The sequence below is a fragment of the Nocardia sp. CC213A genome, assembly GCF_030766805.1.
GTDB lineage: Bacteria > Actinomycetota > Actinomycetes > Mycobacteriales > Mycobacteriaceae > Nocardia > Nocardia otitidiscaviarum.
The window spans coordinates 21,160-47,666 of record NZ_JASFXA010000033.1 but is presented as its reverse complement, the minus strand read 5'-3'; the positions used below and the strand labels follow the sequence as shown (position 1 = coordinate 47,666).

Sequence of the window (26,507 nt, the reverse complement as noted above, 5' to 3'; positions counted from 1 at the left end):
TTCGACAGCCTCCCCGTGCTGTTCGTACAGCTCTAGGAGGCTGAGGATTCCCCCAGTTCGACCGCCGACTCGCGCTGCCAGGCGGTCATCACCTCACGCACCTCGGCTTGGCTCATCGCGTCGATCACCGTCAGATCCTTCGCGCTGCACACTCCTTCGATGAGCCCGAAGAACTGCTCGGTCTCACCCTCCTTGCGGAGCTTGCGGATCACGCCGAACGGAATGTTGTCGAAGCGCGGCAGGGTGATCTTCTTGCCGTTGCGCGCGGTGTAGGTGAACTTCTCCATCATGGGACCGGACCTTTCGATGCATCGTTGTGATTGAAAAGATTGGGGGACCGGGCTTTTCAAGGCCCGCCCGGTGAGGGCAGGCCCGGTCCGTGGGTCGATGTGACCTCACCGGGCGGGTTCGGGAACTACGAGTCGCGCGTGGGCGCGGCCGTCAGGAGGCGGTCTTGTTGATGAACTCGTAGATGTTGTTGCCGCTGGCGTCCTCGAAGCACTCCATGGTGACCGTGTACATGATCGCGTCGGTGTGCACCTTCACGATGTCCTCGACGGCGGTGATCTGGCCGTCCGGAATGTAGGTCCGGATGGAGCCGACTGCGTCGTCGACGGTGTCGATGACCCACGAATTGTGCGGCAGCGCCTTCTTGTTCTTCTCAACGGTGATGGCGCCGGTGGTGCCGTCGACGGTGACGTTGTCATCGCCGAACACGGCCTTGAGCACGTCGGCGTTGGTCGACTCGAGGAAGGCGAACTTCAGGGTCGCGGTGTAATCGGTCTGCAGCACCTTCACCGTGGAGCCGCCGAAAGCCTTCTTCTTCTCGGTCTCTCGGGTATTCGACTCGGTGAAGCCCTCTTCGCCGATGTAACCGCAGTCGACGAAGGCGGCGTCCAGCGCATCGGTGGCGCTGGTCGGACCCGCGGTGGCGAGCGGTGCGCGCAGCACCGCTCCGGTCGCCTTCGGCATGGCCGCGTAGACGTTGTTGACAGTGCTTGCCATAGTTGTGCCCCTTTCAGGCATTGTGGACCGGGCCTGGAAACTGAGTGCGATTCGGGCTGAGTCCTATTGGGCTTGCCCGCGCAGGAGGAAAGAGAGGGTGAACTGATAGTTCGGGCGATACGGGTCGGGCTCGGGCAGACGATCCGCAGGACGGTCGACCGCCACTACATCGCGGACGCTGGGAATTGACGGATCATGGCGCGCGCCGCGCAGGATCGCGAAACACAACTCCGCCAGCGCGGCCGCATCGGCATTCGTCGCATCAGTGCATTGGACGGTGACGAATCGCGACGCCAGCGCTCGCCCGGTGTCCTCACCCCAAAAACTGGAAAGCCGGACAATTCGGCCGGGCGGAGTCTCGGGCACGGTTCGCACCACGGGGGTGCTGTCGCCACGATCGGCCAACTGTGCCGAAAGATACGTCATGACAAGCGATTCGACATCGGGAAAAACTACGATCTCAACCATTGACTACCTCCTTTCTCATTGAGTACCTCCGGTCTCGAAAACGATCCGGAATTCACAGAACCATCACGTATGGCGTTCCGGCACTTCTACCGAATGCCCGGAATCGAAACTCGAGGGAAAACAGGCACTTTCGACCATCCTGCGATAGAGCCACAGAGGCCTCCGGTTCGGTGACCGTCAGGCCACTACAACGCAAGACGGGAGGCCATGGGCATGTCCGCTGCGTACTTGGAGCCGAAATCGCGGGGCCAACAGGCACTTTCGACCGCCCTGCGATAAGGTCGCGGGGGCCTCCGGTTCCCGGTGACCCACCAGGCCGGAACCGGCTTCATCGGTTCCGCATGTGCACGCGAGGAGGAGAACATCCATGACCGCAGTCCGCCGTCTCACAGTGGCGCTAGCCATCGCCGCAACCACCGGTGCCGCCGCCTGTGGAACCGACTCCGGCCAAGAAGCCGCAACAACCAACGAACCGACGACAACGATCTCAGCATCAAAGACAACCGAACCGGCCACGCCGATGACCGAGCCGACCGCCCCGACCACTTTCGAAACGATCACCGAACGGGAACTGAAACTCATCGCGAAGAACCCTGCGGATCATAAGGACCGCGCGATTATCGTGTACGGGAGGGTCACACAGACGATGAAGGACGAGACAAATGGTGCTGATATCGCACAGCTGCTTTGTGGCACGTCACCGGATTCGGCTACATGGGATACACAGGTAATGATCGGCACTGAGAGCGATCTGCTGAAGAACATCGTGGAAGACGATCGAGTGCGTGCGGAGCTGAGGTCGACCGGTCGAACCGCCAGCTATACGAGCGCTATCGGCGAGATATCGAACCCTTCGTTCTGGGTCAGCGGAATCAGCCTGCTGGACAACTGAGACCGATGTCGCACGCGGCCACCGAATTACATACAACCGAATTCGGTCGGCCGCCCGGTTCAGTCACGTCGTGACAACGTCGGATACGAAATCCATGTTTGACTCCTTGGTTCGGTAATCGCCGCACATGCCCTTACAACAAAACCCCCGAATCCGACAGCGGATCGAGGGCTTCTCACATGCAGCACGGCGTGCGATCGTAATCGCTTGCCTAAGAGATGATTTCCCGACCATTTCGGGATGAGGGCGCAGCTCTGGCGCTGCACATAGTCTCACCTAAGCCGCGGATATTGTCAACACCCAACGTCGAGAAACACCAAAACCGCAGGTAGACACCGGTCCATCGACTCACCCGCCCGCGCAGCCCACCGCCACCGCACCCTTGGCCTAACGACGCCGCTCGGCACCGCACCTGCGGAACCGGGCGAACCGGTTTTCGGCCTCCGGGTGGTGACCCCGGCCCTGTGACCGTATCGCGGAGGTGCTCGAAATGCTTGTCGGCGTGGCTGTTTCGGTGGGCGTGGCTGTCGTCGTGTCCGTGGTGGTTTCGGAGCCGCATGCGGTGAGTCCGGCGGTGGCGGCGGCGATGGCGACTGCGGCGGCGAGGCGGCGGGCGGCGGGCATGGGCATTGTTCTCCTTGCATGAGCACGCCTCGTTGGTCGGTGACGAATCACGACACCAGTGCACGCCCGGCCGTCTGTCACCGCCATAGGCCAGCCGTGGCGAAAGATACTTCACGGTAAACGATTCGAAACTCGGAACGCTACGATCTCAACCATTGACTGCCTCCTTTTCTCATCGAGTACCTGCAGACTGGACAACGATCCGATATTCACAGAATCTCCGGTACGGCGGATCTGCTGGAAACGAAACTTCGCGGGTCGAGAGTTATTCGAACTGCGGCCGACTGCAACGCAAGACGGGAGGCCATAGGCATGTCCGCTGCGTACTTGTGCCGAAATCCCGGTGCCAACAGGCACTTTCGGCCGCCCCGCGATAGGGTCGCGGGGGCCTCCGGTTCCCGGTGACCCGCTAGGCCGGAACTGGCTTCATCGGTTCCGCATGTGCACGCGAGGAGGAGAACATCCATGACCGCAGTCCGCCGTCTCACAGTGGCACTAGCCATCGCCGCCACCACCGGTGCCGCCGCCTGTGGGACCGACTCCGGCCACGAAGCGGCAACAGCCAACGAACCGACGACACGATCTCAGTATCAAAGACAACCGAACCGGCCACGCCGATGACCGAGCCGACCGCCCCGACCACTTTCGAAACGATCACAGACCGCGAACTGAAACTCATCGCGAAGACCCCAGCCGACCACAAGGACCGCGCGATCGTCGTCTACGGGCGGGTGGCCGAGACGCTGAGAGACCCCGACCTGGGAGCGGAACTCGCTCGGCTCGTCTGCGGCGCAACGCCGGACCAAGCCACGTGGGAGACCGAGATCATGATCGGTACCACGGAGGACCAGCTGCGGGATGTCGTCGAGGGCGATGAGGTACGCGTCGAGGTCACGTCAACGGGTCGACGGGCCACCTACACGAGTGTCCTCGGCGTGGAGATGTCGAACCCTTCGTTCTGGGTCAGCGGAATCAGCCTGTTGGACAGCTGAGGCCGCTGTAAAACGCGGCCACTGACTTCCGCATAACCGGATTTCAGGTGGCCGCCCGATTCGGTCATGTTGTGACAGCGGCGGATACGAAATCCATGGCGGCTCCTTGGTTCGGTGATCGCCGCACATGCCCTTACAACGAAAACCCCGAATCCAGTAGCGGATCGAGGGCTTCTCACATGCAGCACGGCGTGCGATCGGAAAGACGGCTCGAATCGCGGTGTGGCTCAGCGGGAGGGCAAGAGGGTGAAGGCGTCGATGTGACGTGGTCGGACCACGGAGAAATGGCGTCGATCCGTGGTGGCGATGTATGTCAGGTTCCGGCGTTCGGCTGCGGCGATTACCGAGGCGTCAGCAGTTCCCAGTGGCAAGTCTCGGTATTTCGCGACGAGTTCGGCGATGCGGAGCCAATCCGCCGCGTGGACGGGCTCGATCACGAACAGACCCTCGGCCAAGTCTCCGAGGAAGCGCACCTCGGCTTCGGTTCCGAGTCGGCTGGCGATGAGGTATGCGGCTTCGGTGATGACGAGGGTCGGGACGACGAGGGGGCCGCGGTGTGTTTGGAGCAGTTCGAGGCAGGCTTCGTGGTGTGCATCGTCGGCGTCGACGTAGGCGTACAACGGTCCGGCGTCGACGATCAGGGCGCTTATCGGTCCCACTCTCGGCTGAGGATTTCATCGATCCGGGCCGACACGTCCGAGCGCCCGCTGCGCCCCGCCGCTGCCGCGCCGAACCGTCGCCGCGCACCGGTGGGTGCGCAAAGATATTGGGTGATCGCCTCGCGCGTCAGTTCGGCGACCGTGATACCGCGCCGCGCCGCCTCATGGCGCAGGCGCTCGTCAAGCTCGTCGGGTAGCTTCACGGTTGTCCGCTTCATGGTATGCCAGCATACCTGTGAATGTTAGTGGCGCTGACGCCGCCTCGCGTGGAGATCAGCGGAAATCCGTCTGGGGCAGCAGCATCAATTGCTGGACAGCTGAGCCGAGCTCCCCTACCGCGCCGCCTGGAACACCAACACCGTAGACCCGATGCGGATGGCGTCACCGTCGGACAGCACCGTGGCGCTGTCGATGACCTCGTCGTTGATGTAGACGCCGTTGGCCGAGTGCAGATCCTTGATGAGGAGACCGGCGCGGCTGGGGGTGATGTGGGCGTGGTAGCGGCTGGCCTTAGGGTCGTCGAGGATCAGGTCGTTGTCGGTCATGCGGCCGATCTTGAGGCCGGCGGCGGCGACGGGGACGGTGCGGCCGTCGGCGAGGCGGAGGTGTCCGCTGCGGACGGCACGCGGGGTTTCGGTGACCGTTTCGGTCATGGCCTTGGCCATGCGTTCGACGTCGACGATCTCCATGGTGTCCAGGGGTTCCTGTCGCAGTACCCGCTGTTCCAGGGCGACCAGGGCGGGGCCGGGGTCGATGCCGAGTTCGTCGGCCAGCACGGTGCGCACGCGGCGGCAGGCGTCCAGGGCGTCGGCCTGGCGGCCGGACAGGTACAGGGCGGTGATGAGCTGCGCCCACAGCGGCTCCCGCAGCGGATGCGCCTGGGTCATGGCGACCAACTCACCCACCACCGAAGACGCGCGCTTGCAGGCGATTTCGGCGTCGATGCGGGCGGAGGCGGCCAGCAGCCGCTCCTCGTCCATGGCGGTGGCGAAGCTGTCGGCGAAGGACAGCCCGCTCAGATCGTCGAGGGCGCGGCCGCTCCACTGCTCCAGCGCGGCCGCGTACAGCCGGCCCGCGGATTCGGGATCGCCCGCCGCCGCGGCCTCGGCGGCACTGCGGCGAATGGTTTCGAACCGGCCCAGGTCGCACCGGTCGTCGGGGATCTCCAGGCGGTAGCCGGAGGATTCGGTGCGCAGCACGGCGGCCGCGTCCACCCCCGCCTGACGCAGCGTCTTGCGGATATTCGACACGAACACCTGCAGGCTGGCCTGGTAGGAGTCCGGCGGCTCGTCGTTCCACACGATGTCGGCCAACGCCTGCGAGGACACCGCGCGCCGCCGGTTAACGATCAGCGCGGCGAGCAGTGCGCGCGGTTTCGGTCCGCCGACCGGCAGCACCCGGCCGTCGACCAGCAGTTGCACAGGTCCGAGGACCCGCACCTCGAGAGTCATGCCGTGCACCTCGGATTACGTCAGGGCAACTTGCAGCAGAGCAACGAAAACGCCGCGGCGGTGCAGACACCGCCGCGGCACACGCGTCGCTTCACCTCGTTCGGAGTTTCCGCTCGCGGAATACCTTACTTGGCGCTGATGGAACGACCGACCGACTTCAGGTCGTTGCACGCCTCCACGACGCGGGCGGCCATATTGGCCTCGGCCTTCTTCAGGTAGGAGCGCGGGTCGTAGACCTTCTTGTTGCCGACCTCGCCGTCCACCTTCAGCACGCCGTCGTAGTTGCTGAACATGTGCGCCGCCACCGGCCGGGTGAAGGCGTACTGGGTGTCGGTGTCGACGTTCATCTTGACCACGCCGTAGCGCAGCGAATCCTCGATCTCCGACTTCAGCGAGCCCGAACCGCCGTGGAAGACGAAATCGAACGGCTGCGCGTCCGCGCCCAAGCCCAGCTTGGCGGCGGCCACCCGCTGACCCTCGGCCAGCACCTCGGGCTTGAGCTTCACATTGCCCGGCTTGTAGACGCCGTGCACATTGCCGAAGGTGGCGGCCAGCAGGTACTTGCCGTTCTCGCCCGCGCCGAGCGCGTCGATGGTCTTCTCGAAGTCCTCGGGCGAGGTGTAGAGCTTGTCGTTGATGGCGTTCTCGACGCCGTCCTCTTCACCGCCGACGACGCCGATCTCCACCTCGAGGATGATGTTGGCGGCGTGGGCCTGCTTGAGCAGTTCCTTGGCGATCTCGAGGTTCTCGTCGATCGGAATCGCGGAACCGTCCCACATGTGCGACTGGAACAGCGGGTGCTGGCCGCTCTTGACGCGGTCGGCCGAGATGGCCAGCAGCGGGCGCACGAAGGTGTCGAGCTTGTCCTTCGGGCAGTGGTCGGTGTGCAGCGCGATGGTGACGTCGTACTTGGCGGCGATCACGGTGGCGAACTCGGCGAGGGCGACCGCGCCGGTGACCATGTCCTTCACACCCAGGCCGGAGCCGAATTCGGCACCGCCGGTGGAGAACTGGATGATGCCGTCGCTACCCGCGTCGGCGAAGCCCTTGATGGCCGCGTTGACGGTCTCCGACGACGTGCAGTTGATGGCAGGAAACGCGAAGGAGTTCTCTTTGGCCCGAGCAATCATCTCGGCGTAGATCTCCGGAGTCGCGATGGGCACAGTGACCTCCGTTGTGTGTGCTGCGTACAACAAATTCTGTCAGCCCACACCATAGGACAGGCGGCTTTCACACCACCGGCTGCCCTCACAACCCTGATAAGTCTGTGATGTCGCTTCGACATTCGGTGTGATGTGCGAATCACCGGTACTGTGGTGGCCGTGACCTTGCTGGCCGCTGCTGACACCGTGACGACCCTGGCGATGCCCCAGTTCTTGGATCCCATGTACCTCCTCACGGAGTCGTGGTTGAAGAACGCGGTGCTGCCGGCGATTCTGGCGATCGTCTTCATCGAGACCGGGCTGCTGTTCCCGCTACTGCCGGGCGACTCGCTGCTGTTCACCGGTGGCTTGCTCGCGGCACAGCCGAACCCGCCGGTGTCGATCTGGATCCTCGCGCCCGCCATCGCGGTGACGGCGTTCCTGGGCGACCAGTGCGCCTACTGGATCGGCCGCAAGGGCTTCGGTCCGGCGCTGTATCACCGCCCCGACGGGCGTTTCCTCAAGAAGAAGTACATCACCGAGGCGCACGACTTCTTCGAGAAGTGGGGCCCGGCGGCCATCATCATGGCCCGCTTCGTCCCGATCGCCCGCACCTTCGTGCCGGTGCTGGCGGGCGTCTCGGCCATGAGCTACCGCAAGTACGTGCCGTTCGACATCGTCGGCGCGATCCTGTGGGGCGGTGGCGTCACGGTGCTCGGCTACTTCCTGGGGAACGTGGCCTTCATCCGGGATCACGTCGAGGCCATCTTCCTGATCATCGTGTTCATCTCGGTGCTGCCGATGGTGGGGTCCGTGGCGCGCGCGTTGCTGGGCCGTCGCTCGGCCGATGCCGCGGTCGTCGCCGAGGCGGAACCCGCCCGTACCAACGAACCCACCCACTGATCCCTTGTCCACCACCCCGCTGAACCTTGCGATGGGCGGTTTCGATCCCCTCGAGACAGCCGGGCCGCTGCTCGTCTGGACGGTGGTGCTGACCTTCGTCTTCCTGGAGTGCGCGCTCATCATCGGGCTGTTCCTGCCCGGCGATTCCATGCTCATCACCGCCGGCGTGGTGCTGGCCGCGCACGCCACCGGAGAGGCGCAGGTCTGGGCGCTGTCGGTGGGAGCCATGATCGCGGCCATCGCCGGTAACCAGGTCGGATACGTATTCGGCCAACGCACCGGACACCATCTGGTGGCGCGCAAGAACGGCAAGTACATCAACACCCACAACCTCGCGCGGGTGTCGGCCCTGCTGCACCGGCACGGCTTCTTCGCGGTGCTGGTGGCGCGGTGGATTCCGTGGGTGCGCACGCTCTGCCCGCTGGTGGCGGGTGCGGCCGGAATGGATCACCGCAAGTACACCGTCGCCTCCACCATCGGCGCGATCATCTGGGCGCCGGTGCTGCTGCTCATCGGCTACTACGCGGGCAGCTTCCTGGAGGACATGTCCTGGCTCATGCCCGCGGTGATCTGCACGCTGGTGGTGGGGCTGATCCTGGGCACACTGCTCGGTATCCGGCAGTACCGGCTGGAGATGGCGCGCCCCGCCGAGGATTTCGACGTGGACGACGCGACCGACACCCCGGCCGTCGCCGACCGGCACGGCATCTGAGCGGACCGCGTCAGAGTCCCGCCGCGGTCACGGTGTACGCGGCCTCCATCAGCATCCAGCCCGAAAGCTGTACCGACAGATCGCGTTCCGGGGTGCGGGAGGCGGTCACCGAGCCATTGGCGGTGAGGTAACCCGCCCCCGCGATACCGGGTAGTCGGGCCGGTTCGCGCCAATCGGGACCGAAGAGCGGTTCGCCCTCCACCTCCAGCCGGTTCTCCCAGGCCGCGACGGCGGAAGCCCGCACGATCGCGGCGGCGGTGCGGCGGGCCTTGATGTGCGCGGCGTCGTCGCCGGGCAGCATGACGGCGACCAGGGCCAGGTAGCGGGCGAGGATGCCGTTGAACAGGCCGCCGTCCCCACCGCCGCCACCATCGACCACACCGCCGCTGGTCATATGCTCCTCGACGGCCGCCAGCAGGGTCAGCACCCGGTCCGCGTGCCGGGGTTCGCCGGTGTGCACCGCCAGTTCGGTTTCCAGGCCGAGCACCACGCCCTGGCAGTAGGTGTAGACCGGATGCTCGACCTCGCCGGAGGGCAGATGGATGCCGTCCAGAATCAGCCCGGACTCCTTGTCCCGCAGGGTGTCGTCGAGCCAGTCGGCGATTTCCTGAGCGCGCCCGTAGCGCCCGAGCCGCGCCATGACGATTCCGGCCGGACCGTTGGCGGGCGCGTTGTAGAAGTCGGAGCCCCTACGCCACGGAATGCCGCCGCCCACCTCGGGCGTCCACCCGTCGACCAGTTCCTTCTCCAACGTCCGCAGCCCGTACCGCATATCGTCGATGCCCAGGGTGCGGTCGGCGCGCTCGAGGGATATGGCCAGCCAGGCCATATCGTCGTAGTAGTTGTTGGTCCAGCCGGTGATATTGCGCAGCCGCATACCGCGCGCCACGGTTCGGATGCGCCGCAGCCGCGCGGGCGTGGGCTCCCGGTTGGCGGCATCGGTGGCGCAGTCGATGAGATGGGCCTGCCACCAGTAGTGCCAGGACACGAAGAGGCGGTCGCGCCGGGTCGCGGGCCAGCCGACCACGCCGAGAGTGGCTCCGGGAATTCCCCACAGCGCGCGCAGATGTCGTGACAGGATGGCGGATTCGGCCATATCGGCACGCTCGGACCAGAGCGCAGCACTGGGCTCGGCAGGTCGCCCGGTCCGCGAAGTCATAGGACATATGGTGCCAGTCGGGCACCTGATCATGTGGCTGATTTCGTTATGCAACCGTGTCTGAATCGATCTTGGCAGGATGGCCGCGACCGGCCGTGGACCGGGGCGTCACCAGGCGGCCGACAGGTCCGCGTGTTCCCGCACCCACGCGTGCATGGCGATCCCCGCCGCGACGCCCGCGTTGATACTGCGCGTCGAACCGAACTGCGCGATGGATACGGTCAGCCGCGCCCCCGCCTTGGCGTCGGCGGTGACTCCCGGCCCCTCCTGCCCGAACAGCAGCAGGCATGCGCGCGGCAGCCGCACCGTCTCCAGGGGTACCGCGCCGGGCACATTGTCGACGGCCACCACCGTCAGCCCGGCCGCCGCCGCGAATTCCAGCAGCGCCGCCGTATCGGCATGATGCTCGATGTGCTGATAGCGGTCGGTGACCATGGCCCCGCGCCGATTCCACCGCTTGCGCCCCACGATGTGCACGGCCGCCGCCGCGAACGCATTGGCCGTGCGCACCACCGTGCCGATATTGGCGTCGTGCCCGAAGTTCTCGATCGCCACGTGGAACGGGTGCCGCCGTCGATCGATATCGGCCACGATGGCATCGCGGGTCCAGTACCGGTAGGCGTCCACCACATTGCGGCGGTCACCGTGCGCGAGCAGCTCCGGATCCAGGCGCGGATCCGCGGGCGGCTCGGTGCCGAACTCCGCGCGCCACGGTCCGACGCCGTGCGGATGCTCGCCCCATTCGGTAGGGCCGGGCAGCGATTCGTCGGTCGGGGCGTGACTCACTCCGAACATCGTAACGAGGCCGGGTGCGGGCGAAATCAGGAGCTGCTCAGACCGGCCCCGATGGCGATCACGAAGATCGCGAAATAAAGCAGCATCAGACAGGTGGCGACGATGCCGCAGACATAGCCCGCGGTCACGTTGCCGCGCCCGCCCAGGGTGCCGCCGGAGGCGTCGATCTCGCGGCGCGCCTTGCTGCCCATGATCCAGGCCACCGGGCCGAGCAGCTGGCACAACACCAGGCCCAGAATGCCGAGCACCAGAATGGTGGTGGCCTGCGGATGGTCGGGCGGCGGACCGTAGCCGTAGGCCGGGTAGCCGTAGGAGGGGTAGCTCACCGGGTCATCGTATTTCGCCGGGCCGGGACCCGCGCGTCAGGTGCTGGTCGAGGCGAACGTCCCCAGACCGAGCAACAGGACGAAGGCGACGATGGCGAGAATGATCAGAACCGACGCGATGATGCCGCAGACGTAACCGGCCAGCACCAGGCCGCGCCCGCCGATCGCGCCACCGGAGGAGTCGATCTCACGTAGCGCGCTGCGACCCATCACCCAGGCGACCGGGCCGAGCAGCTGGCAGAGGATGAGGCTCAGAATGCCGAGCACCAGAATCACCACGGCCTGCGGATGATCACGCTGCGGGTACTGGCCGGACGGCGGAGGCTGCTGATAGCTCATAGGCATGATGGTAGGGGGTAGTGCTGACACCACCCTGGAATTTCGGGTCAGCGCCATCGAGTCCCGAGCCCGCGCCGACGACGATGAAACCATGACGGAGATGCCCGCCGAACCCACCCTCGTGCTGCCGAAACCCGGCCCCGAGCCGTCCGAACCCGCGCCCGAGCGCACCGGACCGCCCCCGTGGCTGGCCTTCCTGCGCGCCCCGTTCACCGCACGCACCTGGAAGGAATTCGCATACCTGCTGGTCGCGATGATGCTCGGCGGCATCGCGACGCTGTATCTGGTCTTCGCCATCGGCGGTGGGCTGTACCTGTCGATCTTCGTGCTCGGTATCCCGATCCTGGCGGCCGTCCTGCTCGGCGGACGGCTGTGGGGGCGGGTGTACCGCGCGGTCGTCGGCACCCTGCTCGACACCCGGCTGCCCGAACCGCCGCCGTTCGCACCCCGCCCCGGCTTCTTCGGCTGGCTGCGCGGAGCCTTCACCGACCGCACCTCCTGGCGAGCGCTGCTGTTCCTGCTCGCGCAGGCCGTGCTCGGCGTGGCCGTGGGCTATGTGGTGCTGGTCGTCGGCGTCATGTCGGTGTTCGTGGTGCTCTCGCCGATCTTCTGGGTGATCGACCATCCGATCAATGTGGACGAGAACGGGGTGGAGCATCACTCGCTGGCGCAGTTCGGGGACTTCTACGTGGAAACCTGGCCGCGCGTCATCGGTTTCGCACTGCTGGGGGTCGTCGCCTGTCTGCTCATGCCGTGGGTGATGCGCGGGGTGTGCTGGCTGCACCGGCTGCTGGCCGTGCTGCTGCTGACACCCACCGCGCGGGATCGGCAGCTGACCGAGTTACAGGCCAGCCGCCGGGCGGCGGTGGAGGATTCCGCGGCGACGCTGCGGCGGCTGGAACGCGATCTGCACGACGGCACCCAGGCGCGGCTGGTGAGCATCGCCATGGCACTGGCCCGCGCCGAGGAGCGCATGGCCGCCGGGGGCGATCCCACCGAGCTGATCGCCCAGGCCCGCTCCGGATCCAAGGAGGCACTGACCGAACTGCGCGAACTGGTGCGCGGAATCCATCCGCCCGCACTGGAACTCGGCCTGGAACCGGCGCTGGAGACCCTGGTGGCGCGCTGTGCGCTGCCGGTGGAGCTGCGGGTGCTGCTGCCGGTGCGGCCCGCCCCAGCCCTGGAGGCCATCGCGTACTTCTCGGTGGCCGAACTGCTCACCAATGTGGTCAAGCACGCCGGGGCCACGCAGATCTGGGTGTCGGTCCTGCCGCAGGGCGCCGAGCGGTTCGCGATCTCGGTGCGTGACAACGGCGTCGGAGGTGTGCTTCAGCCCGCCGTGGGCACCGGCAACACCGGTGTGGGCGGCGGCCTCTCGGGGCTGGCGGCGCGGGCACGCACCGTGGACGGCGAGCTCGCCGTGGACAGCCCGTCGGGCGGCCCTACCGTCGTCACCGTGCTGCTGCCACTCACGGTGCCGCGATGAGTACACCGCTGCGCATCGTCATCGCCGAGGACAATGCCATCCTGCGCGACGGGCTGACCGGCCTGCTCACCGAGCGCGGCCACGAGGTGGTGGCCGCCGTCGGCGACGCCGACACGCTGGGCGACGTGGTGGCGCGGCATCGCCCCGACGTCGCGGTGGTGGACGTGCGCATGCCGCCGACCTTCACCGACGAGGGGCTGATCGCGGCGCTCGCGCTGCGCCGCGGCCACCCCGAGGTCGGGGTACTGGTGTTCTCGCAGTGGATCGAAACCCGTTATGCGACCGAACTTCTCGCCGCCGGCGCGGGTGGCGTCGGCTACCTGCTCAAGGACCGCGTCGCCGACGTGCGCGAGTTCGTCGACGCCCTGACGCGGGTCGCCTCCGGCGGCACCGCCCTCGATCCGGAAGTGGTGAGTCAGTTGATGGGTGCCACGCGCCAACAGGACGCGCTGTCCCGCCTCACCCCGCGCGAGCGCGAGGTACTGGAACTCATGGCCCAGGGCTTGACCAATGCCGCCATCGCCGCCGCGCTCACCGTCACCGAACGGGCGGTGGAGAAGCACATCGGCAATATCTTCCTGAAACTGGATCTGCCGCCCTCGGACACCCATCACCGCCGGGTGCTGGCGGTGCTGCGCCTGCGCGGGTGACCGGCGGCGGGTGCGCGGACGGCGCGGCCTGCCACGGAAAAGGAAACGATGCCGGGTGGTTGCCGGGCGTGGAAGACTGGAACCATGCGGCGGTCGAGATCCGCGGAAGCGGTGAAAATGGTTGGGGCGTGGCCGGATCACCTATTGACGATCGACGAATGGTCTTCGCTGCGCACGGGTGACCTGTTCTGCGAACTGGTCGAAGGGGTGCCGGTGGTCGCGCCGCAGCCGCCACGGCACCAGTTGGCGGTGTGGCGCTTGGCCGCGCAGTTGGAACCGGCGCTGCCCGCGCCGCTGGCGGCCCTGGCCCGGATCGAGTTGGTGGTGGAGGAGCGGTTTCCGGCCACGGTGCGGATTCCGGATGTGCTGGTGGTGGGTGGTGCGGCCGGTGCCGCGCACGCCACGCGGGTGCGGCCGTCGGATGTGCTGGCGGCCGTGGAGATCGCCGCGCCCGGATCGCGGCGGGTGGATCGGGTGCTGAAATACGCCGAATACGAATCGGTCGGTATCGAACACTACTGGCTGCTCGACACGGAGGGGCCGGTGCGGCTGCACGCCTTCGCCCTGCGGGACGGACGGTACGAACCGGTCGGTGAGCATTCCGGGCAGGTCATGCTGGAGCTCGCGGGCCACCGTCTCCGGCTCGACCTCGACGCGCTCACCGCCCTGCGCTCGCTGTCCTGAACGCTCGCTGTCCTGAACACTCACTGTCCTGAACGCTCACTGTCCTGAACGCTCGCTGTTCTGAACCCGGCCGATTCCGCGCCGAGTCGGCCACACAACGGCTCCGCCGCGCCTATCCTGGAAGTCCGAAGCGCTGGTGGAGGTTGTCATGAACCACGCGCGGATGCTGCATACGATTCTCGGCGTCGTGGCCCTGTACCTGCTGACCCTCGTCATCTGGCTGGGCTGGATCGCGCGTCTCGCACCCCCCGGAACAGCGCCGATGCAGATTTTCATGCTGGTCGGCCTGTTCGGCAGCTTCCTCGGGGTCGGCATGCTCCTCGCCCAGCGCCCCTCCCGGGCCGACCGCCGACTGCGCCGTCGCGGATACGAGGGCTGGGCCACCATCGAAGGCGTTCATCCGCTCCGGCGCACCAATCACCACACCGAACTCGCCGAACTCGACCTGGAACTCGTCGTCCCCGGCTCGCCGCCGTACCACGGCACCATCGTCTACGACGTACAACCGGTCGACCAGCCGAAACTCGCGGTGGGCGAGACGATTTCGATTCGCGTCGACCCGGAGGACCGCGACCGCATCATCATCTGCCTGTAGTGCCCGCCGGTCGCCGCATCGACACCAGGCGCGCCCCTCGGATACCGACGAGTCGCGTTCTAGGCTTTGCGAGTGACGATTGCCGGAATTTCGCCCGAGGCGCGGGAAGCGCCGCTGCTGCTGGACACCGAGCCGCCCCGGACACTCGGCTTCACCGATCAGGCGGCGTTCTGGGGCAATATCGGCGTCAGCCTCATCGGATTCAGCGGGGCCGCGTATGTGCTGTACCCGACCGGACATCCGCCGCTGCCGCTGCTCGGCGCGCTGCTCGCCACCCTGCTGGGCACCCTGGTCGGCACCGCCATGGTGGCCGGGACGGGAGCGGTGGGCACCCGCACCGGCGCACCCGCCATGGTGGTGCTGCGCGGACTGTTCGGCACCCGGCTGTCCTTCGTGCCCACCGTCGCCAATGTGGTGCAGTGCGTCGGCTGGGGCGTCTACGAACTGACCGTCATCGCGCTGGGCGTGGCCGCCATGACCCAGGACCGGGTGCCGCACGCGCTGGTCATCGTGGCCGCCGGGGTGCTGTCCACGGTCATGGCCATCTGGCCGCTGCGCGTGGTGCACCTGCTGCGCAAATACGTGACCGTGGCCGTCGGCATCGCCATGGTGTACTTCACCGTCGCGCTGCTGCGCAGCGAGGTCCCCGCCCCCACCGAGACCAGTTGGAGCGGATTCTTCCCGGCCGTGGACACCACCCTCGCGGTCTCGGTGTCGTTCGTGCCCCTGGCCGCCGACTACGCCCGGCACTCGCGCACCGTGCGCGACTCGGCCGGAGCCACGATCATCGGCTACTCCGCCGCCCAGATCTGGTGCTACGTCCTCGGCACCATCGCCATCCTGCAAGCCGGGGGCGACACCACCAAGGTGTTCGACACCTTCCTCGGCGTCACCGCCGGATGGGCCTTCTTCGCGGTATTGGTGCTGCGCGAGGCGGATCAATCCTTCGCGAACGTCTACTCCACAGCCATGTCCCTGCAGAATCTGCTGCCCCGGGTGGACCGGCGCGTACTCGCCGCCGCCGTCGGCGCGGTGGTGACGCTGCTGGCCCTGCCGGTGCGCGATTTCAGCAGCTACGCCAACTTCCTGTACCTCATCGGCTCGGTCTTCGTCCCGTTGAGCGCGGTGCTGATGGTGGACTACTTCCTCGGCCGCGGCCGCCGCTCCTGGAATCTGGCGCAGAACGCACCGGCCCGCCCACTCATGCTGCTGCCGTGGGCGATCGGCTTCGTGACCTACCAACTGTTCAACCCGGGTTCCATCAGCTGGTGGGCCGACTTCTGGCGAACGGTGCAGGACACCACCGGAATCCACCCCGGCTGGTGGTCCTCGGCGTCGCTGTTCTCATTCCTGGCGGCCGCGGTGGTGACCGCGGTCGTGGTACTGGTCCAGCGTCGGAGGGCATGAGCGAATGACCGATGAGCGCGTCTACGGCATGGGAGTCGATCGCATGGTCGAACCCGATTGGCCGCCACCGACTTCCGCCGAGATCGCGGAAGTGCTCGGCACCGAGGCGGTCGTCGACTGGCACAGCCCGCGACCGCTCTCGGCCACCGCGCGGGCGCGCACCGGGGACGGGCGAGCGGTCATCGTGAAGCGACTGCCGCTCGCGCTGCGCTCACCCGCCGCGCTCGAAGAAGAACACCGGTTCATGGACCACCTACGGGCGCAGGGGATTCCGATCCCGGCCGTGCTCGACACCCGCCGGATCGGCGAATTCACCTACGAGGTACAGGAATTCGGTACGGGAACGGACCGGTACCAGGGCGTCTTCTCCTGGTCGCCGTACCTGTCCTCCGCCGATGCCGCCGCGGCCGGACGCGCCCTGGCCCGCCTGCACACCGCCGCCGCGGAGTACGACGCACCGCATCGGCCGCCGCATCCGCTCCAGGCCAGCTTCACCATCTTCGCCTCCGCCGACCCCATCGGCGCGCTGGAACGCCAGGCCGCCGTCCGGCCCGCACTGGGCATCTTCCTGTCCGATCAGCCCTGGCGCACCGACGTGGAACGCGTGCACATGCCCGTCCACGCGCGCCTGTTCCGCACCCTTGCCGACCTGGAACCGCTGTGGACACACAATGATTGGCACGGCACCAATCTGCTGTGGCACGACGGCGAGGTGTCCTCGGTCATCGACTTCGGGCTGGCCGACCGCACCACCAGCGTCCACGATCTGGCGATCGCCATCGAACGCAGCGCGGTGGACTGGCTGGCGCTGCGCGACGGCGACCCGGTGGACGTGCGCCTCGGGCAGGTGCGCGCCCTGCTCGACGGCTACGAATCGCTGCGCCCGCTCGACGCCGTGGAGCGCCGGGCACTACCCGAACTGCTCCCCCTGGTGCACTGCGAATACGAACTCTCCGAGATCGACTACTTCATGGGCGTCGTTCCGGGCGGCAGTCAGGCCAATGCCGAGATCGCCTACCACGACTACTTTCTCGGCCACACCCGCTGGTGGGAGGAGTCCGCCGACGGGCAGGCGCTGCTGGACATGCTGCGCTCGCGATGACTACCGATGTGCCCGCGGATCGGCCAGCAGGTACTGCGCTCCCGCGTAGGTCGCCAGGATGACGCCCTCGGTCACCCGGCGTGAACGGCTGCCGCGAGCGAAGATGCGGCGCAACACGATCAGCCCGTCCGACAGCGTGAACAGCAGCGCACCCACCCCCAGCCGACTGCGCGGATCCGTGTTCGGGACATTGAGCCCCGCGATGTTCTTCGCGCCCGGCGCGAGCCCCGGGTCCGAGGCCAGCACGGCGGCGGCGCCGAGGGTCGCCCCGTAGGCGGTGAGCGGCAGCGCCACAGTGGGAGCCTTGGCCCGCATGAGCGCGGCGGCCCCCAGCCAGGCGCCAACCCGAGGCGCGGCCACCGCGGCCCGCGGCCGGGCCCCGTGCCGCCGCCACAGTGTCGCGTACCCGGTCTGCATGACCGCGAAAGACGATGCGCCCGCGATCAATCGGCGATCGTCGTCGGGGTCGATGAGCAGTACGTCGCCGACCGTGGCCGCCGCCAGCGAACCCAGCAGCAGCTTCCGGTCGGTGGCGGCCAGCTTCGGATCGCGCGCCACCTCCGCCGCCAGCAGCGGCATCATCAGCGGCTTGGCCGCCCACTGCCACCGGTCCCGCCCGGTGACGGCACCGAACGCCGTCACCGCCGCGGCGGCCAGGAACCCGGTGCGGAATACGCTCGCCATCACTCCGATTCGCCGACGGCGAAGCTGGGCTCGGCCGGAGCCGGAGGCAGCGTCACCACCTGGCCCGCGTAGGACAGCCCCGCGCCGAACCCCAGCAGCAGCGCCAACTGACCGCCCTTGGCCTTGCCGGTCACCAGCATCTCCTCCATGGCCAGCGGAATCGACGCCGCCGAGGTGTTGCCGGTGTTCTCGATGTCATTGGCCATCGGAATGTCGTCGGCCAGACCGAGATTCTTCTTCATGAGCTCGTTGATGCGGGCATTGGCCTGGTGCGGCACGAAGACCTCGATGTCCTCCTTGGCCACCCCCGACACCTCGATGGCGTCGGCCAGCGCGCGCGGCAGCGTCACCGCCGCCCAGCGGAAGACCTTGGGGCCCTCCATGCGCAGCGACATGCGGCCGATCGGCTCGACCGCCGGATCGGTGCCCTGCATGGCCTGCGCCCGGTGCATGTACTCGAGGAAGTCGACGTCCTGCATGATGGCCGAGGCGTTCTCGCCGTCGCTGCCCCACACCGTGGGCGAGATGCCGTTCTCCTCGCTCGGGCCGACCACCACCGCGCCCGCGCCGTCACCGAAGATCATGGCGGTGCCGCGATCGGTCGGATCCAGGCCGACCGTCATCGTCTCCGCGCCGATCACCAGCACGTACTCCGCGGAACCCGCGCGAATCAGATCGGCGGCGACGCCGAGGGCATAGCCGAAGCCGCCGCAGCCGGAGGTCAGGTCGAAGGCCGCGATGCCGTTCAGCCCCAGGTCGTAGGCGACCTGGGGAGCGCCGTGCGGGGTCAGCGTGAGCCAGCTGGAGGTGGCCAGCACCAGCGTGCCGATCTTGGACCGGTCGATGCCGCTGTTGACGATGGCGCGCTCACCCGCGGCGGCGGCCAGGGTGCGCAGCGTCTCGTCACCGCTGATCCACCGGCGGTTCTTGATGCCGGTGCGTTCGAAGATCCACTCCGGAGTGGAGTCCAGAACCTCGCACACCTCTGCGTTGCTCACCAGTCGCTGTGGCCGGTAGGCACCGATGCCGAGCATGGCAACGTTCCGGTGGCCCTTATTCAGTGCGATGCTTGCCACAGGTGACTCACACGACCCTTCACCATCGAAAGACATGAACAGCGTTCAGGCTATCCCAGAGCAATGGTCTAGCCCAGTGCCAGATCCTTGAGACCGAGGATCGATCGGTACTCCAGCCCCTCGGCGGCGATCACCTCGTCCGCGCCGGTCTCCCGGTCCACCACGGTCGCCACGCCCACCACGATCGCGCCCGCCTCGCGCAACGCGCGCACGGCGGTCAGCGGCGAATTACCGGTGGTGGTGGTGTCCTCCACCACCAGCACGCGTTTGCCCACCACGTCCGGGCCCTCGATCTGCCGCTGCATACCGTGGGTCTTGGCGGCCTTGCGCACCACGAAGGCGTCGATCGGGCGGCCCGGGGCGTGCATGACGGCCGCGGCCACCGGGTCCGCGCCCATGGTCAGGCCGCCGACGGAATCGAAATCCCAGTCCGCGACCAGTTCGCGCAGCAGTTTGCCGATCAGCGGCGCGGCCTCGTGGTGCAGGGTGGCGCGGCGCAGATCCACGTAGTAGTCCGCTTCCTTGCCCGAGGACAGCGTGACCCGGCCGTGCACCACCGCGAGTTGGCGCACCAGGTCCGCGAGTCTGTCCCGATCGGTCGTCGTTACCTGCATGTCTGTGTTCATGTCCTTCCGCGTGCGTTGAACAGGCCCCGATTCAGCCGGGCCGCGAGGGACCGCGGCATGAGTCCGGCTACCGCGGTGACGGCTTTGTACTGCATACCGGGCACGCTGATCACCCGGTTCTTCTCCAGATCACTCAGCGAACCGGCCACCACCTCGTCCACGCTGAGCCACAGTGGCCGCGGCAGTCGACCCAGATCGATACCGGCTCGCTCGTGGAATTCGGTGCGGACGAGGCCGGGGCACAGTGCCTGCACCCGAACGCCGGTCCCGGCCAGCCCACCGGCCAGCCCTTCGGAAAAGGATACGACGTACGCCTTGGAGGCCGAGTAGGTCGAACCCCTACCCGGCACGAGTCCCGCCACACTGGCCACATTCACCACACAGCCCTTGGCCGCGGCCAGCATGGGCGGCAGCGCGGCCCGGGTCAACCGCATGACCGCGGTGACGTTCACATCCAACTGCTGTTGCAGCAGGTCCGGATCGACCCGCCAGAACTCCCGCGACAGCCCGAACCCGGCATTGTTGACCAGGAAGTCGACACCGTCGGCGAGCCGAGCCGCCACCCGCGCCCGCCCCTCGGCGGTCGCCAGATCGGCGGGCAGCACCTGCGCCCGAGCCCCGAAACGCAACTCCAACTCCCCGGCCAGCGCGGCGAGCCGCGCCTCATCCCGCGCCACCAGCACCAGGTCGTATCCCAGCGACGCCAACCGCACGGCATACCCCCGCCCGATACCGGAGGTCGGCCCCGTGACCACGGCCACGGGACGCACGGCGCCGGGCAGGCGCGCGGCGGGCGAACTCTCGGTCATCGACTACCTAACACTCGGCCGGACGAAGGCGACGGGCCCCAGGGTAGAAACCAGCGCCACGGGTGAAAAGAGCACAACGTCCCCACCACCGACACCGCCTGACGAGGGCGGTCCCACTCCGGGACGACCACTCCGCCGCGACCGCGCGGGAGGACGGCCGACCACGCCCGATTGCACGAAGGCGCGGCGACGGAAACAGCGTACGCCGCGCCGGGACGTGCGGTGGCCAGACCGTCCCGACACCGGCGGCCGGTGCGAATCGGCCGCCGGGACAACCCAATCGGTGCCGACGGCGGACGGGTGCGCGGGCGCCCCGGTAGCCACCGCACCAGCGACGCGACCCGGGGGGCACCGGTACGACGGAGGTGGGCGGTCCTGCCGAGAGCAGGAGTCGCGCGGCGCCCGCCGAAGCGGCGTCGCACGCCGGGCACGGGTCGCGGCCGGATGGCCCCCACGGCATGTCACCGGCGGCCGGTGCGCATCGGCACACCCCGTCCGGTACCGACACCGGACGGACGCGCGGGTGTGACGCGCTGCCTCCGACGGCTGCGCGGGTGCGACAGCTGCCACCGGGCACCGCCGTGACGTGGTCGGGGAAGCCCCCGTCCCTGCGGAGTGGCGGCCGCACTGCGGAACGCAGGCAGTGGCGTAGCGCGGCGCGGCGAACGGCGCACCGGACCACGAAACGCCGGTGTACGTCGGGCACGGCCGCGCCCCGGCGGAACACCCGTCCGCGCGTGACACCGGTGCCCGATCGGGCCGGGTGCGGCTGTTGCCGGAAATGCCGAACCGGGCACGACCACCGTCAGGATCGGGCCCGTAGGAGACACGGGTTCGGCCCCGCGGGGAACGCGGGGCGACGCGTCACCGGGGCGCGGGACCCTGGTACGGGCGGAAGCCCGGGTGGAACGGGCCGCCCGGCGGCTCGTCCCGGTCGTCGCGGTAGTCGTCGCGCGGCTCCTCGTCGGCGTACTGCCCGCGCGCGTCGTCCGCACGCCAGTCGGGGTCGCGGTCGTCCTCGTGCCACTCGCGGTCCCGGACGGGGTCGTCGCCGCGCCACTCGCCGTCCTGATCCGAATCGTCCGCGCGCCGCTCTCGCGCGTCGCGATCGTCCGCGCGCCAGTCCTCGTCCCACTCCGCGTCGGCGTCCGGATCGCGGCGGGGGGCGGGATCCTCGTCGTCCCACTCGGGCTCTTCCTCGGGAGCGGGGGGCCAGTTGCGGCGGACCCGCCCGCGCGGATCCGGGACGACCTTGAGGGCGGGCCGCCAGCCCTCCGCCTCGGGTTCCGGTTCGCTTTCTCCGGCAATGTCTTTCACCAGCGGCGCGTAATCGTCGGCGGCCTCGTCCTCGGGGAAGGGCAGCGGATCGCCCGAGCGCGGGGGCAGGTGGCGGGTGGCGGGTGCGTGCGGGTCGGGATCGCCGTAATCGCCGTACTCGTCATGGCCGTCGTAGTCGTCGTCCTCGTCGTCGGCCACCACCGTGCCGCCGCGCTGCGGTCGGCCGTCCTCGCGGGCCTCGGGTGCGGGCGGGCGACCGCCGCGATGCTCGGGGGCGTTCACCACCGGCGGCAGCACGTGCAGCAGACCGGACAGGCGCAGCACCGCGTCGATGGCCATCTCCCAATCCCGGGAGCCCGCCCCGACCGGCAGCATGCCGAGGGTCCAGTTGCCCTCGCTCCACAGCATCTGCACGGTATCGGGCAGCGATTCGATGAAGGCCACCATGCGCTGGTCCACGGCGTGGCGCGCGATATCGGGATTGGTCGCGAAGACGACCCGGTCGCCGATGGCCCCGAGCAGTTCGAGATCGTGATCCTTCGGCGGCGCGGCCGTTTTCAGCCGCAGGTCGATATCGATGTCGGAGCCGATCTGGCGGCGCACCGCGACCAGGGTGGCGGCGTCCTCCAGATCGAAGAGCACGAACTTCTCACCCTTGCGGTTGCCCGACACCACGTCGACCGCCGACAGATACCCGAGTTTGGCCATGGCACCGCGCCGCCAGGTATTGGCGAGCGCCGGTTCCACCGAAACATAGGTGTAGCCCTGGGATTTCGCCCAGACCTGCCGGATGTGACCGGTGCGCTGTCGCTGCTGCCGATCGAAGAACAGCAGCACGATCGCGCCCACCAGCGCGATCGCCGCCAACCCGAACCATATCGCCGTCATCGCCGCCTACCATATCCAGCTGGGTTCGAACCCGCCCAGCATGCCTGACACGTTGCCGTTCATCGGGTTCCGCCGGGCAGTGCCGTACTGATGATGATCTTCGCGGTGACCGAGCCGTCGGCCGCCTTGTCGCCCTGCACCATCACCATCTCGCCGATCGGAAGATCCCGCACCGCGACGCTGCCGAGCGAGATCACCTGGGTCCGATCGTCGGTGTGCACGGTGACGGTCGGGCCGGACAGGGTCGCGATGGTGAGGGTGGAGCCGTCGTTGCTGGCGATGGTGCCCATGGTCGCGCCGAGCTCGTCGATCTCACCCAGCCCCGGGATCTGCGGTACGCCACTGGGCAGCGGCTGCGCCGTCTCGCTCGGGAAGGTCGGAATCAGCACCTGCTGGGTGCGCGACGTGGTGGACGCGGTATTCGACGTATCCCGATCCGCCAACAGCGTGCCCACCACGACCCCGGCCAACGCGACCAGCGCCAGCGCGGCCAAGCCGAGCCCGATCCACAGCCCGGTCTTGCGCTGCGGCGGCTGCGGGCCGCCACCCGGATAACCCGGCTGGTAGCCGCCCGGCGGCACCGGCCCGCCGGGACCGCCCGGCGCGGGTGGATACGACGCGGGGCCGGAGCCGGGATAGCCCCCGGCCTGATACCCCCCGCTCTGATATCCCCCGGCCTGGTACCCCGGAGCCTGGTGTCCGGACGCGGTGTAGGTCGCCGTCGGGGGATACGCGCTGGGCGCACCGCTTTCGTAACCACCCCACTGATCGTCGTGCGGCGGCAGCACCCGCGTGGCCTCCGGCCCCGGCTGCTGCGCGAAATAGTCGTACGCGGTGGTGGGGTCGGAATCCGAGGTGTGCCCGGTCGACCCGGCGGCGGGCGACACCTGCTCGGTCGGCCCGTCCACCGATCCCGACTCGGGTCGCCGCGACCACGGATCGCTCGGATTCGTCATGTACTCCAGCCTAGGCTGGATGGACGACCGGAGCCGAGAACTGCGCTGTGTGGTGTCTGATTTGCCTCCGGTGCGAGCACAGCGAGGCCCCGGAGGGTGTGCCTCCGGGGCCTCGCGGGGATGGGTCAGCGGCCGACGATGAGGGTGTCGCCGTCGGAGCTGACGTTGACCTTCACCGTGTCGCCGTCCTGCACCTCACCGGCCAGCAGTTCCTTGGCGAGGGTGTCGCCGATGGCCTGCTGGATGAGGCGGCGCAGGGGGCGGGCGCCGTAGGCCGGGTCGTAGCCGCGCACGGCCAGCCAGAAGCGGGCCGAATCGCTGACGTCCAGCTTCAGGCGGCGCTGCGCGAGGCGGCGCTGCAACTGGTCGAGCTGGATGTCGACGATGTGCTCGAGCTGTTCCTCGTCGAGCGGGTGGAACATGACCACGTCGTCGAGACGGTTGAGGAACTCCGGCTTGAAGGCCGAGCGCACCGCCGCCATGACGAAGTCGCGCTCACCGCCCGCGCCCAGATTCGAGGTGAGAATCAGGATGGTGTTGCGGAAGTCGACCGTGCGGCCCTGGCTGTCGGTGAGCCGGCCCTCGTCGAGCACCTGCAGCAGGATGTCGAACACGTCCGGGTGCGCCTTCTCGATCTCGTCGAAGAGCACCACCGTGTACGGCCGCCGCCGCACCGCCTCGGTGAGCTGACCGCCCTGGTCGTAGCCGACATAGCCGGGGGGCGCGCCGACCAGCCGGGCCACCGAGTGCTTCTCGCTGTACTCGCTCATATCGATGCGCACCATGGCGCGCTCGTCGTCGAACAGGAAGTCCGCGAGGGCCTTCGCCAGCTCGGTCTTGCCGACACCGGTCGGTCCGACGAACATGAACGAACCCGTCGGCCGGTTGGGGTCGGCCACTCCAGCCCGGGCCCGGCGCACCGCGTCGGACACCGCCTGCACGGCCTCGGTCTGCCCGACCACGCGGCGGCCCAGCTCCTCCTCCATGCGGAGCAGCTTCTGGGTCTCGCCCTCGAGCATCTTGCCCACCGGAATCCCGGTCCACGACGACACCACCTCGGCGATATCGTCCGGCCCGACCTCCTCCTTGAGCATGACCTCGCCGTCGGCCGCGCCCTTGGCCTTCTGCTCGGCCTCGGCGAGCTGCTTCTCCAGCTGCGGGATGCGGCCGTAGCGCAGTTCGGCGGCGCGGGCGTAGTCGCTGTCGCGTTCGGCGCGTTCGGATTCGCCGCGCAGCGACTCCAGCTCCTCCTTGATGACGCGCACCGAGTCGATGGCCTGCTTCTCGTTCTGCCAGCGGGTCATCAGCTGGTTGAGCTTCTCGCGCAGATCCGCCAGTTCCGAGCGCAGCTTCTCCAGCCGCTGCTTGGACGCCTCGTCGGTCTCCTTGGCGAGTGCGACCTCCTCGATCTCGAGGCGGCGCACCTGCCGTTCCACCTCGTCGATTTCCACGGGGCGGGAATCGATCTCCATGCGCAGCCGTGACGCCGACTCGTCCACCAGGTCGATGGCCTTGTCCGGCAGGAAGCGCGAGGTGATGTAGCGGTCCGACAGGGTGGCGGCGGCCACCAGCGCGGAGTCGGTGATGCGCACGCCGTGGTGCACCTCGTAGCGCTCCTTGAGCCCGCGCAGGATGCCGACGGTGTCCTCCACCGACGGCTCGCCGACCAGCACCTGCTGGAAGCGGCGCTCCAGGGCCGCGTCCTTCTCGATGTGCTGGCGGTATTCGTCGAGCGTGGTCGCGCCGACGAGCCGCAGCTCACCGCGGGCCAGCATGGGCTTGATCATGTTCCCGGCGTCCATGGCGGATTCCCCGGTCGCGCCCGCACCGACGATGGTGTGCAGCTCGTCGATGAAGGTGATGATCTGTCCCGCACTGGATTTGATCTCCTCCAGCACGGCCTTGAGCCGCTCCTCGAATTCACCGCGGTATTTCGCGCCCGCGACCATCGCGCCCAGGTCGAGCGAGATGAGCCGCTTGCCGCGCAGCGATTCCGGCACGTCCCCGGCGACGATGCGCTGGGCCAGGCCCTCCACGATGGCGGTCTTGCCGACGCCGGGCTCGCCGATGAGCACCGGGTTGTTCTTGGTGCGGCGGCTGAGCACCTGCACCACGCGCCGGATCTCGGTGTCGCGGCCGATCACCGGGTCGAGTTTGCCCTCGCGGGCGGCGGCGGTGAGGTCGGTGGAGTACTTCTCCAGCGCCTGGTAGCTGCCCTCCGGATCGGGATTGGTGACGCGCGTGTTGCCGCGCACCTGAGTGAACGCCTCGCGCAGCGCGTCGGCGGTGGCGCCGTACTTCAGCAGCAACTGCGAGACGTCGGAGTCACCGGCGGCCAGGCCGACCATGAGGTGTTCGGTGGAGACGTACTCGTCTCCCATCTCGGTGGCCAGGCGCTGTGCGTCGGTGATGGCGGCGAGGGCTTCGCGGCCGAGCTGCGGTTGGGTGGTCGCGCCGGTGGCGCGCGGCAGCCGTTCGACGATGTCCTGGGCCTCGCGTCGAATCGTCGCGGAATCGACGGCGACGGCCTTGAGCAGCGGGGCGGCGATGCCGTCGGTCTGATCCAGCAACGCCACCAGCAAGTGCGCCGGACGGATCTCCGGGTTGCCCGCGGCGGATGCCGCCTGCAGTGCGGCGGTCAGGGCCGCCTGGGTCTTGGTGGTGGGATTGAACGAGTCCACGAGTCCCCTTTCCTACTAGTCGCTGCCTAATCCAACGCGACCGGAGTTGAGTCTGTTCCGCTCAAGTCTGACGAATTTTCGGGCGCCGACACCAGAGGCATAGGTCACACATCACGCT

Annotated in this window: 28 protein-coding genes; 10 read left to right on the top strand and 18 right to left on the bottom strand. The window is 68.1% G+C overall.

Features of this window, described 5'->3' with window-relative positions; translation table 11 throughout:
• Positions 1-32: 32 nt before the first annotated feature.
• From QJS31_RS35985 to QJS31_RS35975, 3 genes are all read right to left on the bottom strand, one after another.
• On the bottom strand, positions 33-290 hold the full coding sequence (locus QJS31_RS35985; RefSeq protein ID WP_282778314.1) for a hypothetical protein: 258 nt from the start codon (positions 288-290) through the stop codon (positions 33-35).
• 151 nt (positions 291-441) lie between these two features.
• Complete coding sequence (locus QJS31_RS35980) at positions 442-1,005, bottom strand: hypothetical protein (protein WP_282778312.1); 564 nt, start codon at positions 1,003-1,005, stop codon at positions 442-444.
• A gap of 63 nt (positions 1,006-1,068) precedes the next feature.
• Positions 1,069-1,473 carry a hypothetical protein gene (locus tag QJS31_RS35975; protein WP_282778310.1) on the bottom strand — a complete coding sequence of 135 codons (405 nt, stop codon included), beginning with the start codon at positions 1,471-1,473 and terminating at the stop codon, positions 1,069-1,071.
• Positions 1,474-1,840: 367 nt separating this feature from the next.
• Here QJS31_RS35975 and QJS31_RS35970 point away from each other — a divergent pair, with 367 nt between their 5' ends.
• Both QJS31_RS35970 and QJS31_RS35965 read left to right on the top strand, forming a co-directional pair.
• Positions 1,841-2,365, top strand: coding sequence for a hypothetical protein (locus QJS31_RS35970; protein WP_282778308.1), 525 nt, complete (start codon positions 1,841-1,843; stop codon positions 2,363-2,365).
• A 1,241-nt stretch (positions 2,366-3,606) separates the two neighbouring features.
• Entirely contained in the window at positions 3,607-3,981 is a 375-nt protein-coding gene (locus QJS31_RS35965; RefSeq protein WP_282778306.1) for a hypothetical protein, read from the top strand.
• Positions 3,982-4,208: 227 nt separating this feature from the next.
• Here the strand turns inward: QJS31_RS35965 and QJS31_RS35960 are convergent, their stop codons facing one another.
• The 4 genes from QJS31_RS35960 to fbaA form a co-directional block, all read right to left on the bottom strand.
• Positions 4,209-4,640: a type II toxin-antitoxin system VapC family toxin gene (locus QJS31_RS35960; protein ID WP_282778304.1), complete on the bottom strand. Its 432-nt coding sequence runs from the start codon at positions 4,638-4,640 to the stop codon at positions 4,209-4,211.
• The gene (locus QJS31_RS35955) at positions 4,628-4,858 is read right to left on the bottom strand and encodes a CopG family transcriptional regulator (protein ID WP_143979397.1); all 231 of its coding nucleotides are present in this window, start codon (positions 4,856-4,858) and stop codon (positions 4,628-4,630) included. The genes QJS31_RS35960 and QJS31_RS35955 overlap by 13 nt, the downstream gene beginning before the upstream one ends.
• Positions 4,859-4,972: 114 nt before the next feature.
• Entirely contained in the window at positions 4,973-6,091 is a 1,119-nt protein-coding gene (locus QJS31_RS35950) for a BTAD domain-containing putative transcriptional regulator (RefSeq protein WP_306358897.1), read from the bottom strand.
• A gap of 125 nt (positions 6,092-6,216) precedes the next feature.
• On the bottom strand, positions 6,217-7,254 hold the full coding sequence (gene fbaA / locus QJS31_RS35945) for a class II fructose-bisphosphate aldolase (protein WP_282778300.1): 1,038 nt from the start codon (positions 7,252-7,254) through the stop codon (positions 6,217-6,219).
• Positions 7,255-7,455: 201 nt separating this feature from the next.
• On the opposite strand from fbaA, the gene QJS31_RS35940 reads away from it, so the two are divergent.
• Positions 7,456-8,136, top strand: a complete 681-nt coding sequence (locus QJS31_RS35940) for a DedA family protein (protein WP_282778338.1) — start codon at positions 7,456-7,458, stop codon at positions 8,134-8,136.
• A gap of 31 nt (positions 8,137-8,167) precedes the next feature.
• A complete protein-coding gene (locus QJS31_RS35935) occupies positions 8,168-8,848 on the top strand; it encodes a DedA family protein (RefSeq protein ID WP_306358902.1) in 681 nt (226 codons plus the stop codon).
• Positions 8,849-8,858: 10 nt separating this feature from the next.
• On the opposite strand, the gene QJS31_RS35930 is transcribed toward QJS31_RS35935, so the two are convergent.
• The 4 genes from QJS31_RS35930 to QJS31_RS35915 form a co-directional block, all read right to left on the bottom strand.
• Positions 8,859-10,007, bottom strand: coding sequence for a glycoside hydrolase family 76 protein (locus QJS31_RS35930; RefSeq protein WP_306358896.1), 1,149 nt, complete (start codon positions 10,005-10,007; stop codon positions 8,859-8,861).
• A gap of 108 nt (positions 10,008-10,115) precedes the next feature.
• Positions 10,116-10,802 (bottom strand): TrmH family RNA methyltransferase, encoded by a 687-nt coding sequence (locus tag QJS31_RS35925; RefSeq protein ID WP_372341761.1) that lies wholly within the window; start codon positions 10,800-10,802, stop codon positions 10,116-10,118.
• Between the two features lie 26 nt (positions 10,803-10,828).
• Complete coding sequence (locus QJS31_RS35920; protein ID WP_282778295.1) at positions 10,829-11,128, bottom strand: DUF4190 domain-containing protein; 300 nt, start codon at positions 11,126-11,128, stop codon at positions 10,829-10,831.
• 36 nt (positions 11,129-11,164) lie between these two features.
• Positions 11,165-11,467, bottom strand: coding sequence for a DUF4190 domain-containing protein (locus QJS31_RS35915; RefSeq protein WP_306358895.1), 303 nt, complete (start codon positions 11,465-11,467; stop codon positions 11,165-11,167).
• Between the two features lie 91 nt (positions 11,468-11,558).
• Here QJS31_RS35915 and QJS31_RS35910 point away from each other — a divergent pair, with 91 nt between their 5' ends.
• The 6 genes from QJS31_RS35910 (at position 11,559) to QJS31_RS35885 (ending at position 17,391) form a co-directional block, all read left to right on the top strand.
• Positions 11,559-12,953, top strand: a complete 1,395-nt coding sequence (locus tag QJS31_RS35910) for a sensor histidine kinase (RefSeq protein WP_306358894.1) — start codon at positions 11,559-11,561, stop codon at positions 12,951-12,953.
• Positions 12,950-13,603, top strand: coding sequence for a response regulator transcription factor (locus QJS31_RS35905; protein ID WP_306358893.1), 654 nt, complete (start codon positions 12,950-12,952; stop codon positions 13,601-13,603). The genes QJS31_RS35910 and QJS31_RS35905 overlap by 4 nt, the downstream gene beginning before the upstream one ends.
• 144 nt (positions 13,604-13,747) lie before the next feature.
• Positions 13,748-14,287: a Uma2 family endonuclease gene (locus QJS31_RS35900; RefSeq protein WP_282778288.1), complete on the top strand. Its 540-nt coding sequence runs from the start codon at positions 13,748-13,750 to the stop codon at positions 14,285-14,287.
• 148 nt (positions 14,288-14,435) lie between these two features.
• Entirely contained in the window at positions 14,436-14,882 is a 447-nt protein-coding gene (locus QJS31_RS35895) for a hypothetical protein (protein WP_282778286.1), read from the top strand.
• Positions 14,883-14,954: 72 nt separating this feature from the next.
• Positions 14,955-16,289 carry a cytosine permease gene (locus tag QJS31_RS35890; protein ID WP_282778284.1) on the top strand — a complete coding sequence of 445 codons (1,335 nt, stop codon included), beginning with the start codon at positions 14,955-14,957 and terminating at the stop codon, positions 16,287-16,289.
• 4 nt (positions 16,290-16,293) lie between these two features.
• Positions 16,294-17,391, top strand: a complete 1,098-nt coding sequence (locus tag QJS31_RS35885; RefSeq protein WP_306358892.1) for a phosphotransferase enzyme family protein — start codon at positions 16,294-16,296, stop codon at positions 17,389-17,391.
• Here QJS31_RS35885 and QJS31_RS35880 read toward each other — a convergent pair whose 3' ends face one another.
• The 7 genes from QJS31_RS35880 to clpB all read right to left on the bottom strand — a co-directional run bounded on the left by QJS31_RS35880 (position 17,392) and on the right by clpB (position 26,389).
• Positions 17,392-18,075, bottom strand: a complete 684-nt coding sequence (locus QJS31_RS35880; RefSeq protein ID WP_306358891.1) for a lysoplasmalogenase — start codon at positions 18,073-18,075, stop codon at positions 17,392-17,394.
• Positions 18,075-19,151, bottom strand: a complete 1,077-nt coding sequence (locus tag QJS31_RS35875) for a beta-ketoacyl-ACP synthase III (RefSeq protein ID WP_282778760.1) — start codon at positions 19,149-19,151, stop codon at positions 18,075-18,077. Before QJS31_RS35875 ends, QJS31_RS35880 begins: the two co-directional genes overlap by 1 nt.
• A gap of 68 nt (positions 19,152-19,219) precedes the next feature.
• The gene (gene pyrE, locus QJS31_RS35870; RefSeq protein ID WP_282778758.1) at positions 19,220-19,777 is read right to left on the bottom strand and encodes an orotate phosphoribosyltransferase; all 558 of its coding nucleotides are present in this window, start codon (positions 19,775-19,777) and stop codon (positions 19,220-19,222) included.
• Positions 19,774-20,586, bottom strand: a complete 813-nt coding sequence (locus QJS31_RS35865) for an SDR family oxidoreductase (protein ID WP_282778757.1) — start codon at positions 20,584-20,586, stop codon at positions 19,774-19,776. The genes pyrE and QJS31_RS35865 overlap by 4 nt, the downstream gene beginning before the upstream one ends.
• Positions 20,587-21,450: 864 nt before the next feature.
• On the bottom strand, positions 21,451-22,752 hold the full coding sequence (locus tag QJS31_RS35860) for a hypothetical protein (protein ID WP_282778755.1): 1,302 nt from the start codon (positions 22,750-22,752) through the stop codon (positions 21,451-21,453).
• A 59-nt stretch (positions 22,753-22,811) separates the two neighbouring features.
• Positions 22,812-23,708 (bottom strand): DUF5666 domain-containing protein, encoded by an 897-nt coding sequence (locus tag QJS31_RS35855; protein ID WP_282778753.1) that lies wholly within the window; start codon positions 23,706-23,708, stop codon positions 22,812-22,814.
• A 125-nt stretch (positions 23,709-23,833) separates the two neighbouring features.
• Positions 23,834-26,389, bottom strand: coding sequence for an ATP-dependent chaperone ClpB (gene clpB / locus QJS31_RS35850; protein WP_282778751.1), 2,556 nt, complete (start codon positions 26,387-26,389; stop codon positions 23,834-23,836).
• Positions 26,390-26,507 lie beyond the last annotated feature (118 nt).